Origin of the sequence: Aeromonas sp. 602658, assembly GCF_049173005.1 — a bacterium.
Taxonomy (GTDB): Bacteria; Pseudomonadota; Gammaproteobacteria; order Enterobacterales; family Aeromonadaceae; genus Aeromonas; species Aeromonas veronii_A.
This window is the reverse complement of the sequence record NZ_JAAKRF010000012.1, coordinates 24,422-45,396: the sequence shown is the minus strand read 5'-3', so window position 1 is coordinate 45,396 and position 20,975 is coordinate 24,422. Positions and strand designations below refer to the sequence as shown.

21 protein-coding genes are annotated in these 20,975 nt (G+C 59.6%); 1 reads left to right on the top strand and 20 read right to left on the bottom strand.

Going from position 1 to position 20,975, the window contains the following annotated elements:
• Position 1: 1 nt before the first annotated feature.
• The 20 genes from mreD to G5253_RS10915 form a co-directional block, all read right to left on the bottom strand.
• A complete protein-coding gene (mreD, locus tag G5253_RS11010; RefSeq protein WP_005342908.1) occupies positions 2-487 on the bottom strand; it encodes a rod shape-determining protein MreD in 486 nt (161 codons plus the stop codon).
• Entirely contained in the window at positions 487-1,380 is an 894-nt protein-coding gene (mreC, locus tag G5253_RS11005) for a rod shape-determining protein MreC (RefSeq protein ID WP_005342907.1), read from the bottom strand. Before mreC ends, mreD begins: the two co-directional genes overlap by 1 nt.
• Positions 1,381-1,422: 42 nt before the next feature.
• The gene (locus G5253_RS11000; RefSeq protein ID WP_005340051.1) at positions 1,423-2,463 is read right to left on the bottom strand and encodes a rod shape-determining protein; all 1,041 of its coding nucleotides are present in this window, start codon (positions 2,461-2,463) and stop codon (positions 1,423-1,425) included.
• Between the two features lie 204 nt (positions 2,464-2,667).
• A complete protein-coding gene (locus G5253_RS10995; RefSeq protein ID WP_421203312.1) occupies positions 2,668-6,324 on the bottom strand; it encodes a DUF6701 domain-containing protein in 3,657 nt (1,218 codons plus the stop codon).
• Positions 6,321-6,746: an MSHA biogenesis protein MshP gene (locus tag G5253_RS10990; RefSeq protein ID WP_216954499.1), complete on the bottom strand. Its 426-nt coding sequence runs from the start codon at positions 6,744-6,746 to the stop codon at positions 6,321-6,323. Before G5253_RS10990 ends, G5253_RS10995 begins: the two co-directional genes overlap by 4 nt.
• A 37-nt stretch (positions 6,747-6,783) precedes the next feature.
• Positions 6,784-7,713, bottom strand: a complete 930-nt coding sequence (locus G5253_RS10985) for a PilW family protein (RefSeq protein WP_421172668.1) — start codon at positions 7,711-7,713, stop codon at positions 6,784-6,786.
• Positions 7,713-8,273, bottom strand: a complete 561-nt coding sequence (locus G5253_RS10980) for a type II secretion system protein (RefSeq protein WP_128834797.1) — start codon at positions 8,271-8,273, stop codon at positions 7,713-7,715. Before G5253_RS10980 ends, G5253_RS10985 begins: the two co-directional genes overlap by 1 nt.
• Entirely contained in the window at positions 8,260-8,748 is a 489-nt protein-coding gene (locus G5253_RS10975) for a type II secretion system protein (protein ID WP_128834795.1), read from the bottom strand. The genes G5253_RS10980 and G5253_RS10975 overlap by 14 nt, the downstream gene beginning before the upstream one ends.
• Before the next feature lie 58 nt (positions 8,749-8,806).
• Positions 8,807-9,238, bottom strand: coding sequence for a prepilin-type N-terminal cleavage/methylation domain-containing protein (locus G5253_RS10970; RefSeq protein ID WP_106844143.1), 432 nt, complete (start codon positions 9,236-9,238; stop codon positions 8,807-8,809).
• 14 nt (positions 9,239-9,252) lie between these two features.
• Entirely contained in the window at positions 9,253-9,924 is a 672-nt protein-coding gene (locus tag G5253_RS10965; RefSeq protein ID WP_106844142.1) for a prepilin-type N-terminal cleavage/methylation domain-containing protein, read from the bottom strand.
• A 77-nt stretch (positions 9,925-10,001) separates the two neighbouring features.
• Positions 10,002-10,463 (bottom strand): hypothetical protein, encoded by a 462-nt coding sequence (locus G5253_RS10960; RefSeq protein WP_128834793.1) that lies wholly within the window; start codon positions 10,461-10,463, stop codon positions 10,002-10,004.
• A 145-nt stretch (positions 10,464-10,608) separates the two neighbouring features.
• Positions 10,609-11,829, bottom strand: coding sequence for a type II secretion system F family protein (locus tag G5253_RS10955; RefSeq protein ID WP_005340027.1), 1,221 nt, complete (start codon positions 11,827-11,829; stop codon positions 10,609-10,611).
• 3 nt (positions 11,830-11,832) lie between these two features.
• On the bottom strand, positions 11,833-13,542 hold the full coding sequence (mshE, locus tag G5253_RS10950; RefSeq protein ID WP_106844139.1) for an MSHA fimbrial ATPase MshE: 1,710 nt from the start codon (positions 13,540-13,542) through the stop codon (positions 11,833-11,835).
• Positions 13,543-13,615: 73 nt separating this feature from the next.
• Complete coding sequence (locus tag G5253_RS10945) at positions 13,616-14,698, bottom strand: tetratricopeptide repeat protein (RefSeq protein WP_266134568.1); 1,083 nt, start codon at positions 14,696-14,698, stop codon at positions 13,616-13,618.
• A complete protein-coding gene (locus G5253_RS10940) occupies positions 14,695-15,591 on the bottom strand; it encodes an ExeA family protein (RefSeq protein ID WP_216952746.1) in 897 nt (298 codons plus the stop codon). The genes G5253_RS10945 and G5253_RS10940 overlap by 4 nt, the downstream gene beginning before the upstream one ends.
• 92 nt (positions 15,592-15,683) lie before the next feature.
• Positions 15,684-17,363 (bottom strand): pilus (MSHA type) biogenesis protein MshL, encoded by a 1,680-nt coding sequence (gene mshL, locus G5253_RS10935; RefSeq protein ID WP_421203311.1) that lies wholly within the window; start codon positions 17,361-17,363, stop codon positions 15,684-15,686.
• Positions 17,364-17,433: 70 nt separating this feature from the next.
• Complete coding sequence (locus tag G5253_RS10930; RefSeq protein ID WP_106844136.1) at positions 17,434-17,763, bottom strand: SctD/MshK family protein; 330 nt, start codon at positions 17,761-17,763, stop codon at positions 17,434-17,436.
• Positions 17,756-18,403 (bottom strand): type 4a pilus biogenesis protein PilO, encoded by a 648-nt coding sequence (gene pilO / locus G5253_RS10925; RefSeq protein ID WP_128834788.1) that lies wholly within the window; start codon positions 18,401-18,403, stop codon positions 17,756-17,758. Before pilO ends, G5253_RS10930 begins: the two co-directional genes overlap by 8 nt.
• Positions 18,403-18,996 carry a PilN domain-containing protein gene (locus G5253_RS10920; RefSeq protein ID WP_128834786.1) on the bottom strand — a complete coding sequence of 198 codons (594 nt, stop codon included), beginning with the start codon at positions 18,994-18,996 and terminating at the stop codon, positions 18,403-18,405. Before G5253_RS10920 ends, pilO begins: the two co-directional genes overlap by 1 nt.
• Before the next feature lie 100 nt (positions 18,997-19,096).
• Entirely contained in the window at positions 19,097-19,960 is an 864-nt protein-coding gene (locus G5253_RS10915; RefSeq protein WP_227341524.1) for an MSHA biogenesis protein MshI, read from the bottom strand.
• Positions 19,961-20,046: 86 nt separating this feature from the next.
• Here G5253_RS10915 and G5253_RS10910 point away from each other — a divergent pair, with 86 nt between their 5' ends.
• Entirely contained in the window at positions 20,047-20,970 is a 924-nt protein-coding gene (locus G5253_RS10910) for a 1-aminocyclopropane-1-carboxylate deaminase/D-cysteine desulfhydrase (protein WP_216952742.1), read from the top strand.
• Positions 20,971-20,975 lie beyond the last annotated feature (5 nt).

The window sequence follows — 20,975 nt, the reverse complement described above, 5'->3', positions numbered from 1 at the left end:
TTTACCTGATATTGAAGCGGCGCCGCACTTTGCGCAACACCAGAAACACCCAGGGCCATATTAGCATCGTCGTCAACGTCGACCAAAAGTAGGCGAAGTTGAGGCTGGCCCGGCTAAACAGGTGTTCGGCCCAGAACACCGTCAGCTTGCCTACCAGCGACAGCCCACCGATGATCAGGGCCTGCTGCCAGAGGGAGAAGTTGCGGATCTTCTGGAACTGGAATGCTGCCAGATAGGTGGTGATGGCCATCGCCATGGCCCGCACGCCGAGGGTGCTGCCAAGCAGCACATCCAGCAGCAGGCCGGCCACCCAGGCGGTGCCGACGTTGGTCCGGTGCGGCAACGCCAGTGCCCAGTAAATGAGCACCATGGCCAGCCAGTCCGGACGAAATGGATCAAATTCGAAAGGAAGCGGCAGGATCGACAGGCTCAAAGCCAGCAGGATCGAAATCCAGATCCAGATCCTGCCGCTGGCGGGTTGCAGCATCAGCGAGTGGCTCCTGCGGCGGAGGCAGCCGTTGCCACCCGTTCGCCATTCTCATCATCGTGTACTTCGGGTTTCTTGTCGGTCCACAGCAGCAGCAGATAGCGCAGCCTGTCCAGCTCGACCAGCGGCTTGGCCTCGACCTGGGCGAAGGGCTTGCCCTCCACATATTCAGAGCGGGTCACGGTCGCCACCGGATAACCTTCAGGGAAACGGCCACCCAGACCCGAGGTGACCAGCAGATCCCCCACCTGAATATCGGTGTTGCGCGGCAGGTTGCGCAGCTCCAACTTGTCGAGCTCACCACTGCCGGAGGCGATGGCGCGCAAGTCGTTGCGCAGCACCCGCACCGGAATACCGTGGCTGGAGTCGGTTATCAGCAGCACGCGACTGGTGGTGGAGCCCACGTGGAGCACCTGACCAATCACACCCTGATCGTTGATCACCGCCTGACCGTTATAGACGCCATCCAGCGCCCCCTTGTTGATCAGCACCTGATGGCTGAAGGGGTCGGAATCCACCGACAGCAGCTCGGCCACCATCTTGCGGGACTCTTTGTGCACCGGTGAACCGAGCAGCTCGCGCAGACGCTGGTTCTCGTGCTCCAGATGATCCATCTTGAGCAGGCGAGAGCGCAGGGTAAACAGCTGTTGCTCCTGCTGCTTGGTCTGCTCGATGAGATCGGCACGGGTCTGCACCTGAGTCGACATGGTGTCGAGCAGAGTACCGGGCGCATTGGCCATGTATTGCAGGGGACTGACTAACGAACTGAGGTAGACGCGGACATGGGTAAACACACCGAAGCGGGAGTCCGCGACGATGGCAGCAATGGAGATGATGACGGCGAGAAACAACCGTAACTGAAGCGAAGGGCCTCTACCAAAAATGGGTTTCATGGGTCGTCAAAAAAGAGCCGGCACGCTGGCCGGCTTTGGGTCTTATTCGTAGTGGAACAGATCGCCACCGTGCATATCGATCAGCTCCAGCGCCTTGCCGCCGCCACGGGCCACACAGGTGAGGGGATCTTCGGCCACGACGACAGGAATGCCAGTCTCTTCCATCAGCAGACGGTCGATATCTTTCAGCAGAGCGCCACCACCGGTCAGCACCATGCCGCGCTCGGAGATGTCGGAAGCCAGTTCCGGCGGGGACTGCTCCAGAGCCACCATAACGGCGGCCACGATACCGGACAGCGGCTCTTGCAGCGCTTCCAGGATTTCGTTGGAGTTGAGGGTGAAGCTGCGCGGTACACCTTCAGCCAGGTTGCGACCACGGACTTCAATCTCGCGCACCTCTTCGCCCGGATAGGCGGAGCCGATCTCGTGCTTGATGCGCTCGGCAGTGGCTTCACCGATCAGGCTGCCGTAGTTGCGACGGACGTAGCTGATGATGGCTTCGTCAAACTTGTCGCCACCGATACGGACGGACTGGGAGTAGACCACACCGTTCAGGGAGATGATGGCTACTTCGGTAGTACCACCACCGATATCAACCACCATGGAACCGGTTGCTTCGGACACCGGCAGGCCGGCACCGATGGCAGCAGCCATAGGCTCATCGATCAGGTAAACCTCGCGGGCACCTGCACCCAGAGCGGACTCCTTGATGGCACGACGCTCAACCTGAGTGGAGCCACACGGTACACACACCAGCACACGCGGGCTGGGGCGGAAATAGTTGTTGTCGTGAACCTGCTTGATGAAGTGCTGCAGCATCTTCTCGGTCACGTAAAAATCGGCAATCACGCCGTCTTTCATCGGGCGGATCGCGGAGATGTTGCCCGGGGTACGGCCCAGCATCTGCTTGGCGGCATGACCGACAGCAGCGACCGATTTGGCGTTCCCGCGCTCTTGGCGAATGGCGACAACTGAGGGTTCGTTAAGGACGATCCCTTGATCTTTTACATAGATCAGGGTGTTGGCAGTTCCCAAATCGATCGACAGATCGTTGGAAAAGACGCCTCTGAGCTTTTTGAACATGGCTACGGGAAATCCTAAGAATTTGGAGGTGCAGAAAACCGGCTAACTTTACCAATGCCCACCCCAATGGGCAAGCGCTCAAACTGTCGCCAATCAATCAGGCGCGACAAAAATGCGAGTCATCACTCACTCGCACACGCTTGCAAACACTAATAAACAAGGATTTAGGGGGATGCTGTTGAGCCAACCCCCCTTACACATCAATTACTGCAATACTTCGCGCCGATAAATAATTCTGTCATTACCCCGGCTGGAGCCGAAAATGGCCTCACCTTGCAGGTTGCCGTCATTGGCACTCGTTGGGTCAGACAACCAGAGTGGCGATGATGGCTGTTTTGCCAATTCGACCTTGTAGGGGATGCGCACCGAGATGTCCGGCTTGGCAAAGTGGAACAGGATCTCCCCGTCTTTCGCCAGTGCAGCATCCCCACCCGGTGCCGAACTGCCCAATCCCAGCTTGATCTTGCGACCTGCCCCCAGATTCAGCTCGCGAGTCGCCGCATCAAAGGTGTGACTCGGATTGAGGAAAGTGAACCCCTGATTGGCCAAAGAGAACTGGGTACATTGATCTTCCTTGTTTTGCAGCCAGTTGCCCCCTTCGTAATATTGCATCTGCAGTGGAATGGCCAGCGGTGCCGAGGCCAGACCCGCCGCCGTGCCCGCCTGCAGGCGGCCAAAATAGGCTTTCATAGGCACACTGTCTATCTGACGGGCATTACAGCCGCTGCCACTGCAGTTACCTACCACGGCATCATTGAAATTCGGGCTGGCAATCAGCGTTCTGTCGCCATCGTTATCCCTCATATACAGACCAAACAACAAAGAGTTGTAGGGACCATCCGGTTGCGTGCCAGAGAGGCGCACAAACTCGCTGCTACCGGTAGTCAAGGCCGCACGGCCATCGAGCCATGGCAGCGGCTGCAGACTGCGCAAGCGGCTCGACAGGGATTTACCATCCTTATCATTGGCAACCGAGAGATAGGCTTCGCCCTTGGCAAAGGGCCCCGTATAGTTTCGGGTCTGTACGCCCATCGTATTACGAGCCAGCACATCCAGCATGACGCCAAAGGGCTGCCCCATATAGGAGAACGCATTGCAGGCTGGCACTATGTCGCCGCTCACCAGATTGAAGTCGGCAGGAATAAAACGCCCCACCGGCTGGCTCTGGGTTGATGGGATGGTGTAATTGAAGTAGCCATTGACTGGCGGCGTCGCCGTCATCCGGAATACTCCCACCTCGCTCACAGTCTGGCTAACGCTATTGATACTGTTGGCCGCAGCAACATGGTTATAGGTGGTAGTACCCAGCGTTGCATTAGTGCCCGGATTGGGTGCCACCAGCGTACTGCCCAGAGCAATATTGGGCAGGGCAAAGTTGGGCGTAGTCTGATTCCCTACGCAGATATCCCCATCATTGGCGGATTCCCAGGCCATCGCCTTGATATCTACCTGGAACGTTTCCCCCGCTTTTTTGAATACCGGACAGCTGCTGTCACCTGCCGCGCAGACCCCTTGCGGGGGCGTGATGCACAGACCGACCGGGCGAGCCACAAACTGATCCGCGCCTAGCATCACCAGACCGGCTTCACTGCCAGTACCATCATAACGAGCATCCAGTTGCACCTTGCCCGCATCCGGGTACTTAACCGTTATGCTCGACTGCCCCTGCGCATCGAATACGAGGGAGAGCGGCGTTGCAGCCCCCTGACTGGCACCAATCGTACTGCTGTTGACGCTCATCTGGCTGTTATAGGGGTTACTGGTGGGGGTGATATAGCTGCTCCAGAACTTGACGCTCTTGCTCTGGCTGGCAAACCCCGGCACACACTGCTTGGTCACATCGCTCTTTTTGACCGCCTTGATGGTCACCGTCTGCGGCTGGTTCGAGTAGGTGTCGGGCACGTCGAAGATAAATCCGCTGTCGGCAAAGGTGAGCGTACAGGCAGCCGCACTCTTGGCGCCACCGCCAACCCGGCACAGGGTGGTACTCAACGGTTTGGTCGAGGGCGTCGAGCCGCTGACCCCGACGGTCACCGTACCGGCGGTATTCTGTCGCAGCGCCAGCGTGGTGGTTCCTCCGCTGAAGCTCACTTGATTGCCTCCCACCCAACCACCGCTGCTACTCGTTGCGGGTTGCAGGGTGGCAGTCACGGGTTCGGTCACCAACAGGCTGCAGTCGGCATTGGCACAGGCCCGAATGGTCAGGGTTTCAGGGTTGCAGGTCAGCGCATTGCCGCTGTGATCGAATTCGAAATGATCGATCTGGGTGCCCACTGGACTGGAACGCAGCGCACAGATCCGCACGTTATCGATCTCGTGGAAGTTGGTCACCGACCCGGTGGACCCAGTCAATGACAGCAGGAAGTTGCCCGGTACTGTCGCTTGGCCGGTCTGGCTCGTCATGTTGATTGGACCAACGAGCGTACGAAACCCGTCACCGCTATCCCGTTCGACGGTGGCCACCGAGTTGCCCGCCGTGCGAGAGTCGACCGTAATGCGATAGCGGTGGGGGCGATTGCTGTTGGTACCGCTGTCGACGGTCGGGTTGAGATTGCTGGCGGTTCCGGCCAGGTAGCGGTAACCGGAGGTACCGGAGCCGGATCCGCGAATAGAGACGGCCTGCGGTCGGGAGCCGATATTATAAGACCCCCCCTCATTGGCGTAGTTGCCGTATTCGTCGATCCCGACACCAAGCCAACCGCCCGCAAAGCCGCTGATTCCTGTCTTGAAACCGTATCCCAGGGGGCCACCAAATGCACCAGGTTGTGGCGTCAGGGTGGCATCCGAGAGCACCACCGCCATGCCATCCGCCCCGCTAGAGCCAAAAGTTTTGTAGGCATACTGATCGAACTCGACTGTCACCAGGTTGCCGGCTCCAGGGAAGAGACGCTGGAATGTGGCTGACGTGGCCTGGTTGGTGACGTTCTGGGTGAGACGCAGGCGACCATTCTGCACCGATGGCAATGTGCTGTTGTTGCGCTGAGCCACGACCCAACTGTCGGGGTTGATCTGGCTGCTTTCGAAACCGTCGACAAAACAGGTCAGCATCGGCGGAAGTACCGCTTCATTGATGCTGGACTGGGCATCCATGGCCAGATAGCGGGCCGTCACCCTGCCATAGACGGTGGCATTATTGTTCATGGTGAGCTTCCCATCGGCATAGAGATAACCATAAAACGTGGTGCGGTTGTCGATCACCATGTCGTTATAGTTAACCCAGATGAGACTGCCCTGATTATTGGCATTGATATTGGCCGTATTGACCAGCTTGACATCCTGATTGACGAAAATCCGGGTGGTGCCACTGCCTGAGAGACGGATGGTACCGCTGTCCAGAATCAGCTTGTCGATGAAGTAATCCCCCTCCCCCAGCACCAGGATCGCGTTGTTGCGCACTGTCAGCGTCTTGATCAGGTAGGTGCTGCGGCTGGGGAACGTCATAGTGCAGTTTTCTACCGTCATCGCACCATAAGAGGTACTGGAAGCCGTTTGCGAACCGAACGAACAGAGCTGGGTCGAATTGGAGGTGATGGCGGGAAAAGCATTATTCCCGCTCAGGGACAGCCCGCGGATATCTTTGCCAGTAACGCTACAAACCATGTAGCCGCCAGTACCATCATCGCAGCGCGGCGTATTGTTCTGATCCGGCTGGATGGAGCAGAAGTTGAGAGGCAAACCGCCGGAACCGTTGATCTTGGCGTTGTTGAGTTGGCTAAGCTGGTAGCCGCTAATCTGATGGCAAACGTTATTGTTGTTGCCATGATGCCCTTGCACCACATCCGGAAAGAGCGTGCCTGTGTCGATAGGGTCGAAGGCCCAGACATGGCCAGTAAAGAGGGCAAGCGCCCATACCCATTTCATTGTCCGCCTCCGTCATACGCTTCAAGCATCAGAGTTCTGCTCACGGCAAAATCGGGACTCGCACTATCCAGTTCAGAGGAACCACAGGTTCCGACACTCTCGAGACGATAGCCATTAGTCACGGCACCGTTATAGGTCACCGGAACCTGAGTGCAACGCACAGCAACTTGGCACTGCACCAGACCGGTAACGCCGGTGAACGAGGGGGTCGGGCTGATCCAGTCACAACGATCCTGGGGAGATGGCGCAGCAGGCCGGTTCGGAAACAGCTGATACAGAGCAATCTCCAGCCCGCTCTGGGCGGCCAGCAGAGCACGCACACTGCGTACCTCCACGGTATTTTTCTCGCTACTGTCGACCAGAAAACGGCCCATGGCGGCCGCCAGCAGCGCCATCACCACGATCACAAACAGGGCGATCATCAGGGCGCTACCACGCATCCGTCCTGCCGGGAGTGCATCACGGGACATTGAACACCTCGATCTTGTGGCTTAAGGTGACCGACTCCCCCTTGCGTTCGAACAAGAACCGCATGCCAAACTCCCCTTCCGCGTTGAATGCCGATGTTTCCCGATAGAAACCGCCAGCGCGGAGCGACTCTGCCATCAGCACGCCTTGCGCAGGTAAAGGAGCACCGATTGCGGCACTGGCACGAGTGAGGGTGCCCCCATCAACGCAATAACGTACCTGTTGATTGGCAAAGTAGACACGGCTACCGGGAGAGAGGCCAGCCAGACTCTCGCTATTGGTATAGCGGATCGTTTGTGCGCCGGAGACGGGCGCCAGCACATCAGCAACCCTGGCCACACAGCGGCCATATTCACAATTGCTCAGCAGCGACCCTGCACTTGGGTCAGGTACCGGGAAAACGATCATCCAGTCACCTTTGCCGACGGCCAACGGATCTGCACTCGACGGGCTGGCAGCAGAAGCCGGGGTCGCCATCACCAGCTCAAGGGTGGCCGTGCTCCCCGACATGGCACGGTTAAGCGCCAGATAGCGGCTGGAGGTGCTGATAGGCCAGAACCGCAGGCAAGCCCCCGAGTCAACCCAGGTACCATCAAGCGTCTCGATCCGCTCCGATCCCGGCACCGCATCGCGCAGTTCGCGATTAAGCCGTTCCATGGCGAAGCGGGCATCGCTCATCAACTGCTCACGACTGCTGGCATCACCATAGATCTGGCTGCCGATGCCGATAAACTGGCTGGTAAATGTCGCCATGATGCCCAGCAGCAGGATCACCATCACCAGCTCGACCAGGGTAAAGCCACTGTTACCCCCAGGTTTACGGTAAGTTCGACTAGCCGCCAGACATAATCGGAGGCCGGAAGTGGTTACAGGAGCGGACTTTCGGACAGGCAGGCAACACCCGACAGCGGAACGATTCATCAGTAGTTCCCCCGGTAGAAGGAGAAGTCGAGTACGCTCTCATCCGGCAGCTTGATCTGCAGATCAATCCGCTTGCCCACAGAACAGGGCGCGGTACAACTCTTGAAGGTGCCATCGCTAAAATCGACGGCGCTGACCGCAATCCTGACCTGATAGTTGCGATACTCCTCGCCGCTGATCCCCGCCGCCGTCTGGGTAAACCAGCTGGCATCCCGCCAGTTTCCCGCAGTATCGAAGTCATCCACATCGTTATAGGCGTAGGGAGCCGGCTCACCATCGGGGCCATAACTGCCGGAGCAGGGAGCTATGTTCACCCCCGCCACCTGCTCGCCACAACGATAACGGCCACCATTATGATCCGAATGTTCATCAAACGACTTTTGCAGGATCTCGCCGGAGAGGCGCTGGGCCAGCTGGGCGGCACGCACCTGCTGTACCGGATCCACCGCCCGGGGCGCCTGATTGATGAGTAACCCCAATATGCCGGTCAAGGCCACCGCCAGCAGCACTATGCCGACAATCAGCTCAATCAGGGTAAAGCCGCGCTTAAGGGATCTCATGGATATACCCCTCAGACTCAATCTGGATGCGGCTGGTTTCGCGACCATCACTCACCAGCAAGGTACAACCGTTGGCACAGCTGCCTAGCGGTCTGCCCATCTGATCGAAGCGGAGTACGAAGCTTCTGTTGCTGTTCAGGGAAAGCGTGATTCCGTCAGAGGCGGTCACCAGCCGACCACGGGTGCGCAGGTTATCGGTCCAACCACTGCCCAGATCATCGCTGGCGGGACACGCCGCATAAGTACGGTGGGCAAAACGGGGAGAGGCGACCACCAGCAGGGTACAGCGGTTGGCAGGCTCATGCATATTGACGGTCTGTACCAACCGCAGACGGGTCAGCAGTTCATCACGCACAGTTTGAGTTTCAACGCCGCCTTTGCCCAGCCATTTGGGCACGACAAAGGCGGCGAGAATCCCGAGTAACAGGATCACCACAACCAGTTCAATCAGGGTAAAGCCCTTGGTTGCAGGCATGGTTTTTCTCATAGGGGGAAAGAAGAAAGCGAGGCCAAAGCCTCGCTTGATAATTCAATCAGTTGCTACAACCTGTCACATCAACACTGAATGCAGCGGCTGAAGTGGCCTCATTGTATTTAACTTGGCAATTAGCGTTATTGCCAGCCGCCTTGGGCTTGAAGGTCCCTTTGGATGCAGATACTTCATCCCACCCATCTAAAGTAACGGCGTTTGCAATGGTACCTACTGTCGGATAGCCATACTTGGCATCGACGGTAGTGCCAGCAACAGAGACTGCCGAAGAAGAGTTTTCAATACCTTGGATAGCCGCCTTACTGTAAATCATCTGAGCCGCACTCTGTAGTGATGCTTTGACCCCATCAGCAGCTGCTTTACGCGCATCATCCTGCAGATTCAGGAACTTGGGTGCAGCGGTGACCGCCAGAATCCCCAGAATAATGATCACGATAACCAGTTCGATCAGGGTAAAACCCGCCTGTTTTTTCATTTCACTTTCCTCTGTCAATTGATGTTGGTAGTCACCTGACCGGACGCCGGACGGTAACTGAAACTCATGAATGCATCAGTACTGCCTTGCGGATCCTGATACTTGCCATCGCTGCCCTTACTCAAACTATTGACCAGATAGTAACGACAGACCGAATCCAGTCCATTACTGCTCACAGTGGCATAGTATTTCAGGTCATTGCCGCTACCGCGTACTTCATTGAAGTTGGCCGTAGCCTTGGGCGGGTTTTGCAGCAACCCCTCCCAAATCTTGAGACAACGCTCTGCGCTCAGATTGGCCGGATCCACATCCGGATTGCCGCTAGCCGCAGTATCCATGGGATAGCCGGGAGACAACTCGCCGTTGCTGATCTGGGCATCGGTCGGCGTGGTCAGATAGAAGCGGCTGCCGTCATAGAGCACGGTATTGAGGCTATCCTGTTTGGCGCGCCCTTCCGCTTCCCACTGGGCCCGCACTAGCGACACTCCTGTTGCAAAACCACCCGAGACGCCCTCGACGCTGGCCTTTTTCGCCTCGTCGGTTACATCCAGAAAACGGGGCAATGCTGTTACCGCCAGGATCCCCAGGATCACGATAACGATCACCAGCTCAATCAGGGAGAAGCCGGCGGTCACTCTTGTCATCCCGTTATTTGGCATTGATGGTGCCATTGGTTTCATTTTCATGCTCCCTTGGTAATGGCCGATATTATTTCATGCAGACCTAAAAAAATCATGTAGTTGGGTCATATGATTAGCCTCATTCAAGGCTTTTTAATCACTCGCCCGTCGGAAAACAGATAAACCAGCCAATAACCATCCCACCCCATCTCGCACCCGCTGCCATCGGGGCGGGCCAGAAACTGCAAGGGTGGCATGCCCCCCTCCGTCTCTCCCACCAACGCCAGCCACAACTGACGACAATTTTCTGATGGTGATTGCAGGGGCAACAGTCCGAGTGGCCAGCCACGCTCATCAAATTGCCAACCATGACCCGCGCTATGCAGGGTGTCGGGGCGCCGTTCATTCAGCCAGATCCCGTGCAAACGCTGTGCCCGCTCCGCAAATTGCTCTCCCAGCAGGGTGAGCGAAAGCTGTTGCGCCTCCTCCCGGTTGATCTGATAGCTGCGCACCAGGGTCGTGACGATCACCATCAGCAGGATTATCACGGCGATCCGCCGATATCCGGCCAGCCAGCGATCATCCTGTTGTGTCTGTCTGTTCATCCACTCCTCGACTCCCTCGCCCTATTGCCTCTTACGACGCTCATCATGCCCAGCCACTCAGGTGTGAAGATGCCGAGTTACTTGCTACGAACCACTCACATCCCGCTCGCATCATGTCCCACCATTCTGGCGTGAAGATACGGGGTTACTTGCCTCTTACGGCCCTCATCATGTCCCACATAGGCGTGAAGATACCCAGCGCCAGGATCAACACCATTACTGCCACGATCCCGATCAGGATCGGCTCGATGCGGGCGGTGAGACTCTTGAGGTCATAATCCACCTCGCGCTCGTAATACTCGGCCGCTTCGTGCAGCAGGTCATCGACCTGACCGGTCTCCTCACCCACGGCGATCATCTGCATCACCAGCGGGGTGAACAGGCCGCTGCTGCTGGCGGTGCGAAGCAGGCTCTCGCCCCGCTCGATACCGGCGCGCATATCCCGTACCCGCCCCGCCATATAGGCGTTATCCACCGCATCGGCCACCAGGGTCAGCGCGGTGTTCAGCGGCACCCCTGCCTTGAGCATCATGGAAAAACTGCGGGCAAAACGGGCCAGCAGGGAGCGCTCTATGATGGTGCCGACGATCGGCAACTTGAGCTGCCAGCGGTGCCAGGTCAGCTTGCCCTTGGTGGTGGCGACCCAGCGGCGCCAACCGAACACCATCCCCGCCAGAATAGCGAGCAGCAGCCACCAGTAGTTGACAAAAAAGTGCGAGGTGGCGAGCAGAATGCGGGTCGCCAGCGGCAACTCCACCCCGAATTTGGCGAACATGCCGGCAAACACCGGGATCACCATGATATTGAGGATCACCATGGCGATACCGATGGCGATCATCACGAAGCTGGGGTAGCGCATCGCGGTCTTGATCCGCTTGCGAGTCTCCAGCTCCAGCTCGAAATAGTTGGCGAGCTGCAAAAAGGACTCTTCCAGCTGACCTGTGTTCTCACCCACATGGATGATGGCGACGAACAGGCTGCTGAATACCTTGGGGTGCGCCTGCATCGAGCTGGAGAGCGGGCGACCGTTGCCAAGATCTTCCCCCAGCGAGTGAAGCGCCCGCTTGAGCGGCTTGCTGTGGGTACTCTCCTCCAACCCGGCGATGGCACGCAGGATCGGGATCCCGGCCCGGGTCAGGGCATACATCTGGCGGCTGAAGATCACCAGCTCATCCAGCTTGACGCCACCTTCCAGCAACAGTGACCAGTCGATGGCGGCGGACTTGGCCTTGCCCGGTTTGAGCTCGGTGGGCATCACACCACGGCGCATCAGCTGCTCGGCGGCCGCCATCTCGTTGGCCGCTTCGACCACGCCACTGGTGGCGTTGCCCTGGCTGTCACGCCCCTTGTAAGCAAAGTTAGCCATCGCTTACCCCAAATCCTCGGCCAGTCGCAACACCTCATCCACCGAGGTGATCCCCTGACGGGCATAATCGAGGGCAGTGAGGGCCAGCGGCCGGTAGTGTTCGTGTTGACGGGCCGCCTTGGCGAACCCTTCCGCATCGTTGCGGCGCAGGGCATCCATCATCGGCTGATCCAGCTCCAGTAGCTCGTAGACCCCGATCCGGCCGGAATAACCGGTAAAGTTGCAGCTCTGGCAACCCCGGCCCTTGTGATAGGTATGCTGGCCAGGCGCCTCGCCGGAAAGCACGGTGAGCCAGGTGGCCTGCCCTTCGTCGGGCGCCTTCTCCTCGACGCAGTGCTCACATACCCGCCGCACCAGCCGCTGGGCGACCACAGCCCGCAGGGCACTCGCCACCAGATAGCCGGGCGCCCCCATGTCGATAAGGCGCAAGGCACTGGTCACCGCATCGTTGGTGTGCAGGGTGGTCAGCACCAGGTGACCGGTGATGGCGCCACGCAGGCCGATCTCCACCGTCTCGTTGTCACGCATCTCACCCACCAGCAGGATGTCCGGATCCTGACGCAGGGTAGAACGCAACACGTGGGAAAAGGTGAGACCGATCTTGGGATTGACCTGCACCTGGCTGATACGGGGCAAACGATACTCCACCGGATCTTCGACCGTGATGATCTTGTTGCTGGACTGGTTGAGCTCGGAGAGAGCGCCATAGAGGGTGGTGGTCTTGCCGCTACCGGTGGGGCCGGTCACCAGGATCATGCCGTGCGGGCGTTTGAGCTGACGACGGAAACGGGTCAGGATCTCCGGCGGCATGCCGGTCTCGGTCAGCGACAGGATGCCGGAGGATTGATCCAGCAGACGCATCACCACAGACTCGCCATACTGCACCGGCATGGTGGACATCCGCACATCCACATCACGGCCGCGCACCTTCATGTTGAAACGGCCATCCTGCGGCAAGCGCTTCTCGGAGATATCGAGCCCGGCCACCAGCTTGAGACGCAGCACCAGCGCCTGGGCGATGCGCACCTCGTTGAGGATATTCTCGTGGAGGATGCCGTCGATCCGCTGGCGAATGCGCAGCACCTTCTCGTCCGGCTCGATGTGGATATCCGACGCTCCCACCTGCACCGCATCCTCGAACAGGGAGCGCAGCAGCTTGGCCACCGTCGCCTCCCCCTCGTCATTGGCCCCCAGATTACCTGAACCCAACTCGAAGCCGGAGTCCTGATACTCCTCCTGCAGCTGTTCGGCGAAGCTCTCAATCTCGCGGGTGCGGCGATAGAGGCGGTCAAAATAGTCCAGCAACTGCCCTTCCCGCGCGACCGCCAGCACCATCTCCCGCGGGCTCAGCAAGGCAGCAATGGCATCCAGCGCACTCAAGTCCGCCGGATCCGACATGGCTACCGTCACCTTGTCGTCGGTAAGGTTGACCGCCAGCGCCCGATAACGGCGCGCCTGCACTTCGGGCAGCAGCGGCACCGCGGCGGCATCGATGGTGAGGTTATTGAGATCGAAGAAGGGTACATCCAGCTGGCGAGCGAGGAACTGCAGCAGCTGTACCTCGCTGATAAAGCCGAGGTCAATCAGAGTGGTACCCAGTTTGCGTCCGGTCTGACGCTGCTGCTGCAGGGCAAGCTGCAACTGATCATCAGAGATGATCTGCTCCTGAACCAGCAGGTCGCCGAGGCGCATTTTCAGTCTGGGTTGTGCCATGTTTGCTCCGATATCTGTTACTTCACACCCGTTGCCGCATCCGATGAGGCTTCGCTCATCGAATCTGCGTTTATCAAGGGGTTAGTTGGCCAATTCGTTGTTCCAGCCAGTTGGTCGACGCCTCGCCGAGATTGCCGTGCAGCAGGGCGTTGCGATAGGCATCGAGTGCCCGCTGGCTGTGCCCCTGACCATCCTCGGCGACACCGAGACCAAGCCACCAGCGGCCCTGATCCGGCTGCTGGCGCAGCAGCTTCACATAGAGCGCCGCCGCATCGGCATTTTGACCCAGCTCCTGGGTCAGACCCGCCCAAGTGGCGTAATAGTCCAGGTTGCTGGCAAGATCAGGTTGATAACCGGACAACCAGCCAAGCGCCTGCTGTTGCTGCCCCTCGTTGATGGCAAGACGGGCCAGCAGCAGACGAAAATCGGCCTGTTGGGGATCGAGCCGGATCCCCTCCTCCAGCAGCTGGCGCGCCTCGGTCAGGCGCCCCTCGCCGTAGAGCAACCCCGCCAGTTGCTCGCGCGCCCCCTGGTTATAGGGATCGTGGGCCAGCACCTGATAGTAGTTGTCCTGCGCATCCCGCAGGCTTCCCTTGGCCATGGCGGTCGTCGCCTTGCGCTCCGCCAGTGCCGCCAGCTCCTTGGCCGACAGCTCGACCGTCTCGATCTTCAATATGCCCGGTTTACGCGGGGCGCTGGCGACAGCCTGCTGCTCTGCCGCCAGTTCGGCGTAGAGCTCGGGCTGCAGCTCTTCATCGGTCGGCTCCGAATCGTCAACATCGCTGGAGGCATCAAAGGGGGCACCATCGGCCATCTCTCCCTCTACCTGCCCGCCAGCGGTATCAGCCACTCTCTCATCCCCACCCGGCAACGGCAGCGCAGCGGCCACTGCGACCGGCTCGGGCGGATTGACTGGCTCGGCGGCCCGTGTCACCACATCGGGAACCACCACTTCGCTGGCGGCGACGACAGGGTGTGTCTGCTGCCAGTAGATCCAGGTGCGCCAACCGAGGATCCCCAATGCCAGACCACAGATCAGGGTCAGCAGCAACATCCACCACCCCTGCTGGCGCGCAGGGGCAATATAGACGGCAGTTCCCTCGGCGCCTTGCTGGCGCCGATCCAGATCTTTCAGCATCTGGTTGATAACGCTCATGGCCAGACTCCATAAGCCAGGGCGCACCCCAGCAACAGTAACAGTAACAGGGGCCACCAGCGCAATGGCGCAAAGCGGCTGGCATCGTCGGTATCGCGAATGGCGAGCCTCACCAGACGGCTATCGATCCGGCGCCTCCCCTGACCGTAGGCCAGCATCAGGCACTTGTGCGCCAGGATGTTGATAAGTCTCGGGATCCCTCGCGAGGCCCGCCACAGCATCCGCATGGCGCGGCCGGCAAACAGTGGTGCCCCGCGGTAGCCGGAGACCTGCAATCTGTGCTCCAGATAGGCGCGGGTCTCGTCAAAGCGCAGCGGGCGCAGGCAGTATGAAAAGCCGATCCGCTGGCGCAGTTGGCGCAGGTGGGGCCTGGCCAGTCTGATATCCAGCTCCGGCTGGCCGAACAGCACAATCTGCAGCAGCTTGCTCGATTCGGTCTCGAGATTGCCAAACAGGCGAATCGCCTCCAGCGTCTCGTCAGGCAGCGCCTGGGCCTCATCGATCAGCACCACCACCCGACTGCCCTGCTGGTGCAGGCTGATCAGGTGACGATGGATGCGATCGGTAAGATCCAGCTCACTCTGCTCCCGCACCGACAACCCCAGTTCCAGCGCCAGCGCTGTGCGCAGCTCGGCCGGGCTGAGGTGGGGATTGGGCAACCAGGCGAGCCGCACCGGGCACTCTTCCGAGCCCAGCTCGCTCAGCAGTTTTCGGCAGAGCAGGGTCTTGCCGGTACCCACCTCGCCGGTCACCTTGATAAATCCCTCCCCTTGCGCCAGCGCCCAATTGAGCACCTGTTGCGCCTCCTCGTGAGGGGGCAGGCCGTAGTAGAAGCCGGTATTGGGGGTGAGGCCGAACGGCGCCTCCTGCAGGCCGAAGTGGCTCAGGTACATGGGCGCTCACCAGCCAGTACGGGGAACCTGCGACCGCGAGCCTCGGCCCGCAGTACGGCGGAATGGAAAGATGCCAATCGCCAGCTCATGGCTTACCCCTTCGCCGGATACCACTTGTCGAGCAGATCTGCGGAACGCTGCAGCTCGTTTTGCCAGGTATCTTTCTCCACCACGGTCGGTTTGAGCATGATCACCAGCTCCACCTTCTTGGTGCTCTCGCGACGATTGGTAAAGGCTTCGCCCACCCAGGGAATATCTCCCAGCAGCGGCACCTTGCTGACGATCTCCTGCTTGTCGGTCTTCATCAGACCACCGATGACGATAATGTCGCCGTTATTGGCCTGCACCACGGTATCGGACTCGCGGATCGAGCTCTTGGCGAGCGGCAGTTGCAACTTGCCGCCCGAGGTACCCATGTCGATCACCTTGTTTTGCTCTTCGGTATCGATAACCGAGGGATGGATGTGCAGCAGCACCTTGCCCTCTTCATCGATTTGCGGCGTTACGTCCAGCGCAATACCGGAGAAGAAGGGGGTCAGCTCCACATTGGGGGTCACGATAGGTTCGGCCGTGCCGGTCGAGGTCACCGTAGTGGTCGAGGCATTGGTGACGAAATATTCGTCCGTCCCCACCTTGATCACCGCCTTCTGGTTGTTGGTCGCAGTGACCCTCGGGCTGGAGAGGGTATTCACATCGCCCTGGGTCTTGAGCAGGTTGACCGCCACCTCGAAGTTGCCATCAGAGATCGTGAAACCGGCGCCGCCGCCCAGCGCACTGAAGATCTGGTTGGGGGTGGTGGGCAGCTGGGTCTTGGCAAGTGACTGGCCGCCGGTAATACCCTTGCCGCCATCCCAACTGGCGGAGAGACCGCTCCAGTCAACCCCCTGCTCATACCCTTCGTTGAGGGCGACTTCGATGATCCGCGCCTCCAGCACCACCTGGCGCTTGAGGTGACTCTCGGATTGATTGAGGAATTCACGTACCGCCTTGAGCTCCTTCGGATAGGCGCGAATAGTGACCAGACCCGCCTGCGGGCTGGTAATCACGGCGCGACCATCACCCGTGCCAATCAGGGTCTGCAGGGAGTCGCGCAGATCGGTCCAGTAGTCGCTGTTGGTGTCAGTCTCGATCCGGGTACCGTTGCTGTTGTCACCGCTCGAGTTGTTGCTGGAGGAGCTGTTGCTGCCGCTGTTGTTGGACGCGCTGTCGAAACTGCTGTTATTGCTGCCATTGTTGTTGTCATTGGCAGTCACCCCGCCGGTGCTGACCGAGGTGCGGGAGAGGCCACGGCGGGACATCATCAGATAGTTGACCGGAATGGTTTCGGTGCGCAGACCCGCCGGATAGATGTGGAAGACATTGCCCTTGCGCTGCACGTCGAAGCCATACATGTCACCTACCACCGCCAGCACCTCCGGCAGGGTCACATCCTTGAGCTCGACCGAGACCAGCCCGGCCACCCCGGGATGAACCGCCACGCTGTAGCGGGAGCCCTTGAACAGGGAACCGAAAAACTCCACCGCCTCCACGTCGTGAGCCGCGATGCGCAGCCGCTTCTCCGGCATGCCGACCGGCATCTGCGGCCGGTTCAGCTGCAGCAATTCACTCTGCACCGATTTGGGCAAGGCGGTCAGCGGGGCAGCCTGCTTCTGCTGTTCGTTCATGGCCTGTTTGAGAGCATCCTTGGCCTGGGTCGGCTCGGGGTGCTGATACGTGGTACAGCCTGCGGCCATCATGGCCATGGTGATCAGACAGAGACGGTGTTTTTTCATGTAATTAGAGCACCCTGACTTGCAATTAAACTCGATAAAGCCGCTCCACCTCTCGAAAGGCAAGCACGACTCAAACCCGGATCTTGCTGGCAAAGAGTGTGACCGCGTGGCGTTTGCCCGCCTTTTCCAGCACCACGGCATCTGCCGTGATGGCCACCAGCGTATAGCCATCCACCTGTTGCCCGACCCGATAACTCTTGCCATTGAGCACCGCCAGCGCCGGGCCATTGCCCAGCACCACACTCTGCAGCTTCGGTAAACCGGTGTTGCTCTCGCCGGTCGCACGGGCGCCAATCGCCACATCCGCCAGCGGTGCGGTGGGATCCTGCAATACCTCGACCTGCTCCGCCTTTACCAGCACGCTGAACAGGCAACAGCACAACGCAAACACTCTAGCCACGGATAAACTCCTTGCTGGTACTCAGGGTGTAGATCTCCATCTCCACCACCGCGCCGGGATAGGATTTGACCCGGTAGTCGAACTGCTTCCAGTAAAAGTGGCGCGGCAAGGCTTCCAGCGCTTTAAGATATTGATAAACATCGAAATAGCCACCTTCAAGCTGAAGCCGGATACCATGTTTGTAGAGATTGACCTTCTGTTCTCCCGCCATCAGCGGGGTCGGCTCCAGCGAACTGAGCGCCAGCATGTGAAGGTTGGCGGAGCGGGAGAGCAGCGCCTCCAGCACCTGCGGCATCTCGTGCGCCGGGATCAGATCGACGGTCTGGGCCTTCAGCTCATCGTCGATCCGGGCCAGATCCGCTTCGACCTGCGCCAGCTGGTCGCGAACGCCCTGATTGGGATCCCACTTGAGCCGAGCCTGTTTGCCGAGGTTCTCCAGCTCCATGATTTCGAGGTCGCGCTCGGCGGCGCTCAGGGCCATGCGATCCTGCTGCAGGCGGGTATCGGCGCCATCGAGCCAACCGTAGATGCTGCCAGCGCCCAGCAAAACCAGACCGGTAAGCAGGATCAACACCCGCTCCCGCTGGCTCAACCGGGCGATACGCTGGCCCCACGCCTGCCATTGTGCTTTCAGGTTCATCAGGGTTTCTCCCGCGCGATGCCGCTCAACTGGAAGGTCAGACGACCCTCCTCGTCACGGCCGAGGGTCAGTTCACCAAACTCCTTGCCTACCAGACTCGGGGTCTGCTTGAAGCGGTTGACCCAGGCCGGCACATCCTGACTGCGTCCGGCAAAACCGGAGAGGTTGATCCGCCCTTCGTTGATCTCGATGCGCTGCAACGAGAGGTTGCTGCTGCGAATGCGGGAGAGATCCGCCATCACGCTGGCATAGCCCTGGGATTTTTGCAGAGACAGGCTACCGAGCTGACGCATCAACCCCTGCTTGGCGGTCAGCTCATCCCGTTTATTGACCAGTTGCTGTTGCAGCCGGGGATCCGCCTGATGGCGCGCCAGCTCGGCATCGAGGCGTCTGGCCTCGCTGCGCTTGAGCTCCAGCTCGGCGGTGCGTTGCGCTAGCGCCCGGCTGACCTGTTGCTGCTGCCAGCTGTAACCGATAGCCGTCAGCAGGATCAGCAACAGCGCAACACCCCATACCAACGCCATCTGATTGAGGCTGGCCCACTGCCGCTTGGGACGAAACTCGGCACCATAGAGGTTTATCTGACGTTTCATCACGCATCCTCCCCGATGGCGGCTGCGTAGGCAGAAAGGTATTCGACGCCAGCCAGCAACATTGTCTTGTTGACCATGGCAGCAAGGGGGAATAACACTCTCATTGATGATCCCCCAATGCGGCAGCATAAGCCGAGAGGTATTCGACGCCGGCCAGCACCGCCTTGTTGGCCATGGCGGAGACGGCAAAGCCGAAGGTCTGCTCCATGTGACGCACCAGGGTACCGATAAAGGGCGAAGCGACGGCAAACTGCATCTGCCCCAGCTCGGGCAATTTGAGCTGGCCCGCCAGATAGTCGAGGGAGCGCTGGATCTCCAGCGCCAGTGAATCGAGCAGCATGGCGTCAGGCTCATGTTCGCCGGTCAGGCTGGTGAAACCGCGCAGCTGGCGGGAGAAGCAGAGCCCCCCCTGATGGAAGACCAGCAGTTGCAGATCCTGCCCCTTGGGCTGCCACAGCAGCATGCGCACAGTGTCATCCGCTTCATAGAGAGAGGTGAGCGCCAGCTCGTCGCTGATGATGGATTGCAGGGTGGCGATGCCGTTGATGGCATCGGCCAGCTGTTGCACCCGGCTCTTGGGCAGGCAGATCACATTGATGCGCGGACGACCGGCAGGCGGGGTGGGCAAGTCCACATAATCCATCGCCAGTTGCAGCACGGGTTCGCTGACATAGTCCTTGATGGCCCAGGGGAGCGCCCCCGCCATCTCGGCGTCAGGCACGGCAGGCTTGTCGATCTGGATCTGTTGATAAAGGCTGGCGGCGAGGGCTACCCGCACTTTAGACTTGGCCAGCCCATAACGGCTGAACAGCTCGTTCATGGCCACAGCCCACTCCTGTGGGCCGTTGATGGTGCGCGTCGCGAAGACGGGGGGATTGCCCACTGCAGCCAGCATGATCCTGTCATTGGCCAACAAGAGCCCGACCTGGCGGCTTGGCGTCGACCGTCTGAACAGTTTTTTCATGTAAGCCCGCCCATCAATAGTGATTAAATGTATGAAATATTAACATAAACAGCAGATTAGCCTCTATATAAAAGACGGACTCACCATTGCAAGCCAGCCTTCCAGCCGAGCCAGAGGGGTCAGCTATCCTGCCCTCCCCCCTGCACCCCCTCCACCACCCGTTGCTGACCCGCTACGGCGTCGAACTCTGGTGCAAGCGGGATGATCTGATCCATCCGACCATCTCCGGCAACAAGTGGCGCAAGCTCAAATACCACCTGCTTCATGCCAGAGAGCACGGCAAACGGCATCTACTCTCGTTTGGCGGCGCCTACTCCAATCACATCCATGCACTGGCAGCAGCAGGGTGCCAATCTGGCCTTCGAACTACCGGTATCATACGGGGCGAATCTGATGCCGTCAGCAATACCACCCTGAGGGATGCCAGACGCTGGGGTATGGATCTCGTTTTCGTCGACCGCCAGAGTTACCGCCGTCGCCAGGATCCCGACTGGCTGGCCCAATTCGATGCACCCGATACCCTGATCGTGCCGGAAGGGGGCAGCAGCCCGCTGGCTATCCCCGGGGTTGCCGAACTGGTCGGCGAGGTACCCTTCTCGCCGGATCTCTGGGTACTGCCCTGTGCCAGCGGCGGCACCCTGGCGGGCCTAATCGCTGGCAAACAGGACCGGGAGCAGATCCTCGCCATTGCGGTACTGAAAGGAGGCGGCTTTATCGCTGACGAGGTGTGTCGCCTCCATCCCGCTGCCGCCAGCATCCCCGGCTGGCGGGTCGCACTCGATCACCACGATGGTGGCTACGCCAAATTCAGCCCGGCCCTCTGGCAGTGGGTTCAAGATTTCAGCGCCGAAACAGGTCTGCCTTTGGAGCCCATCTACAGCGGCAAGGCGATGTGGGGGCTGTTTCGCGAGCTGGCTGCGGGCCGCATCGCCCCCGGCAGCAAGATTGTCTTTATCCATACCGGCGGCATGCAGGGATTGGCCGGACTGCGGGAACAAGGGCGACTGTGAGCCCC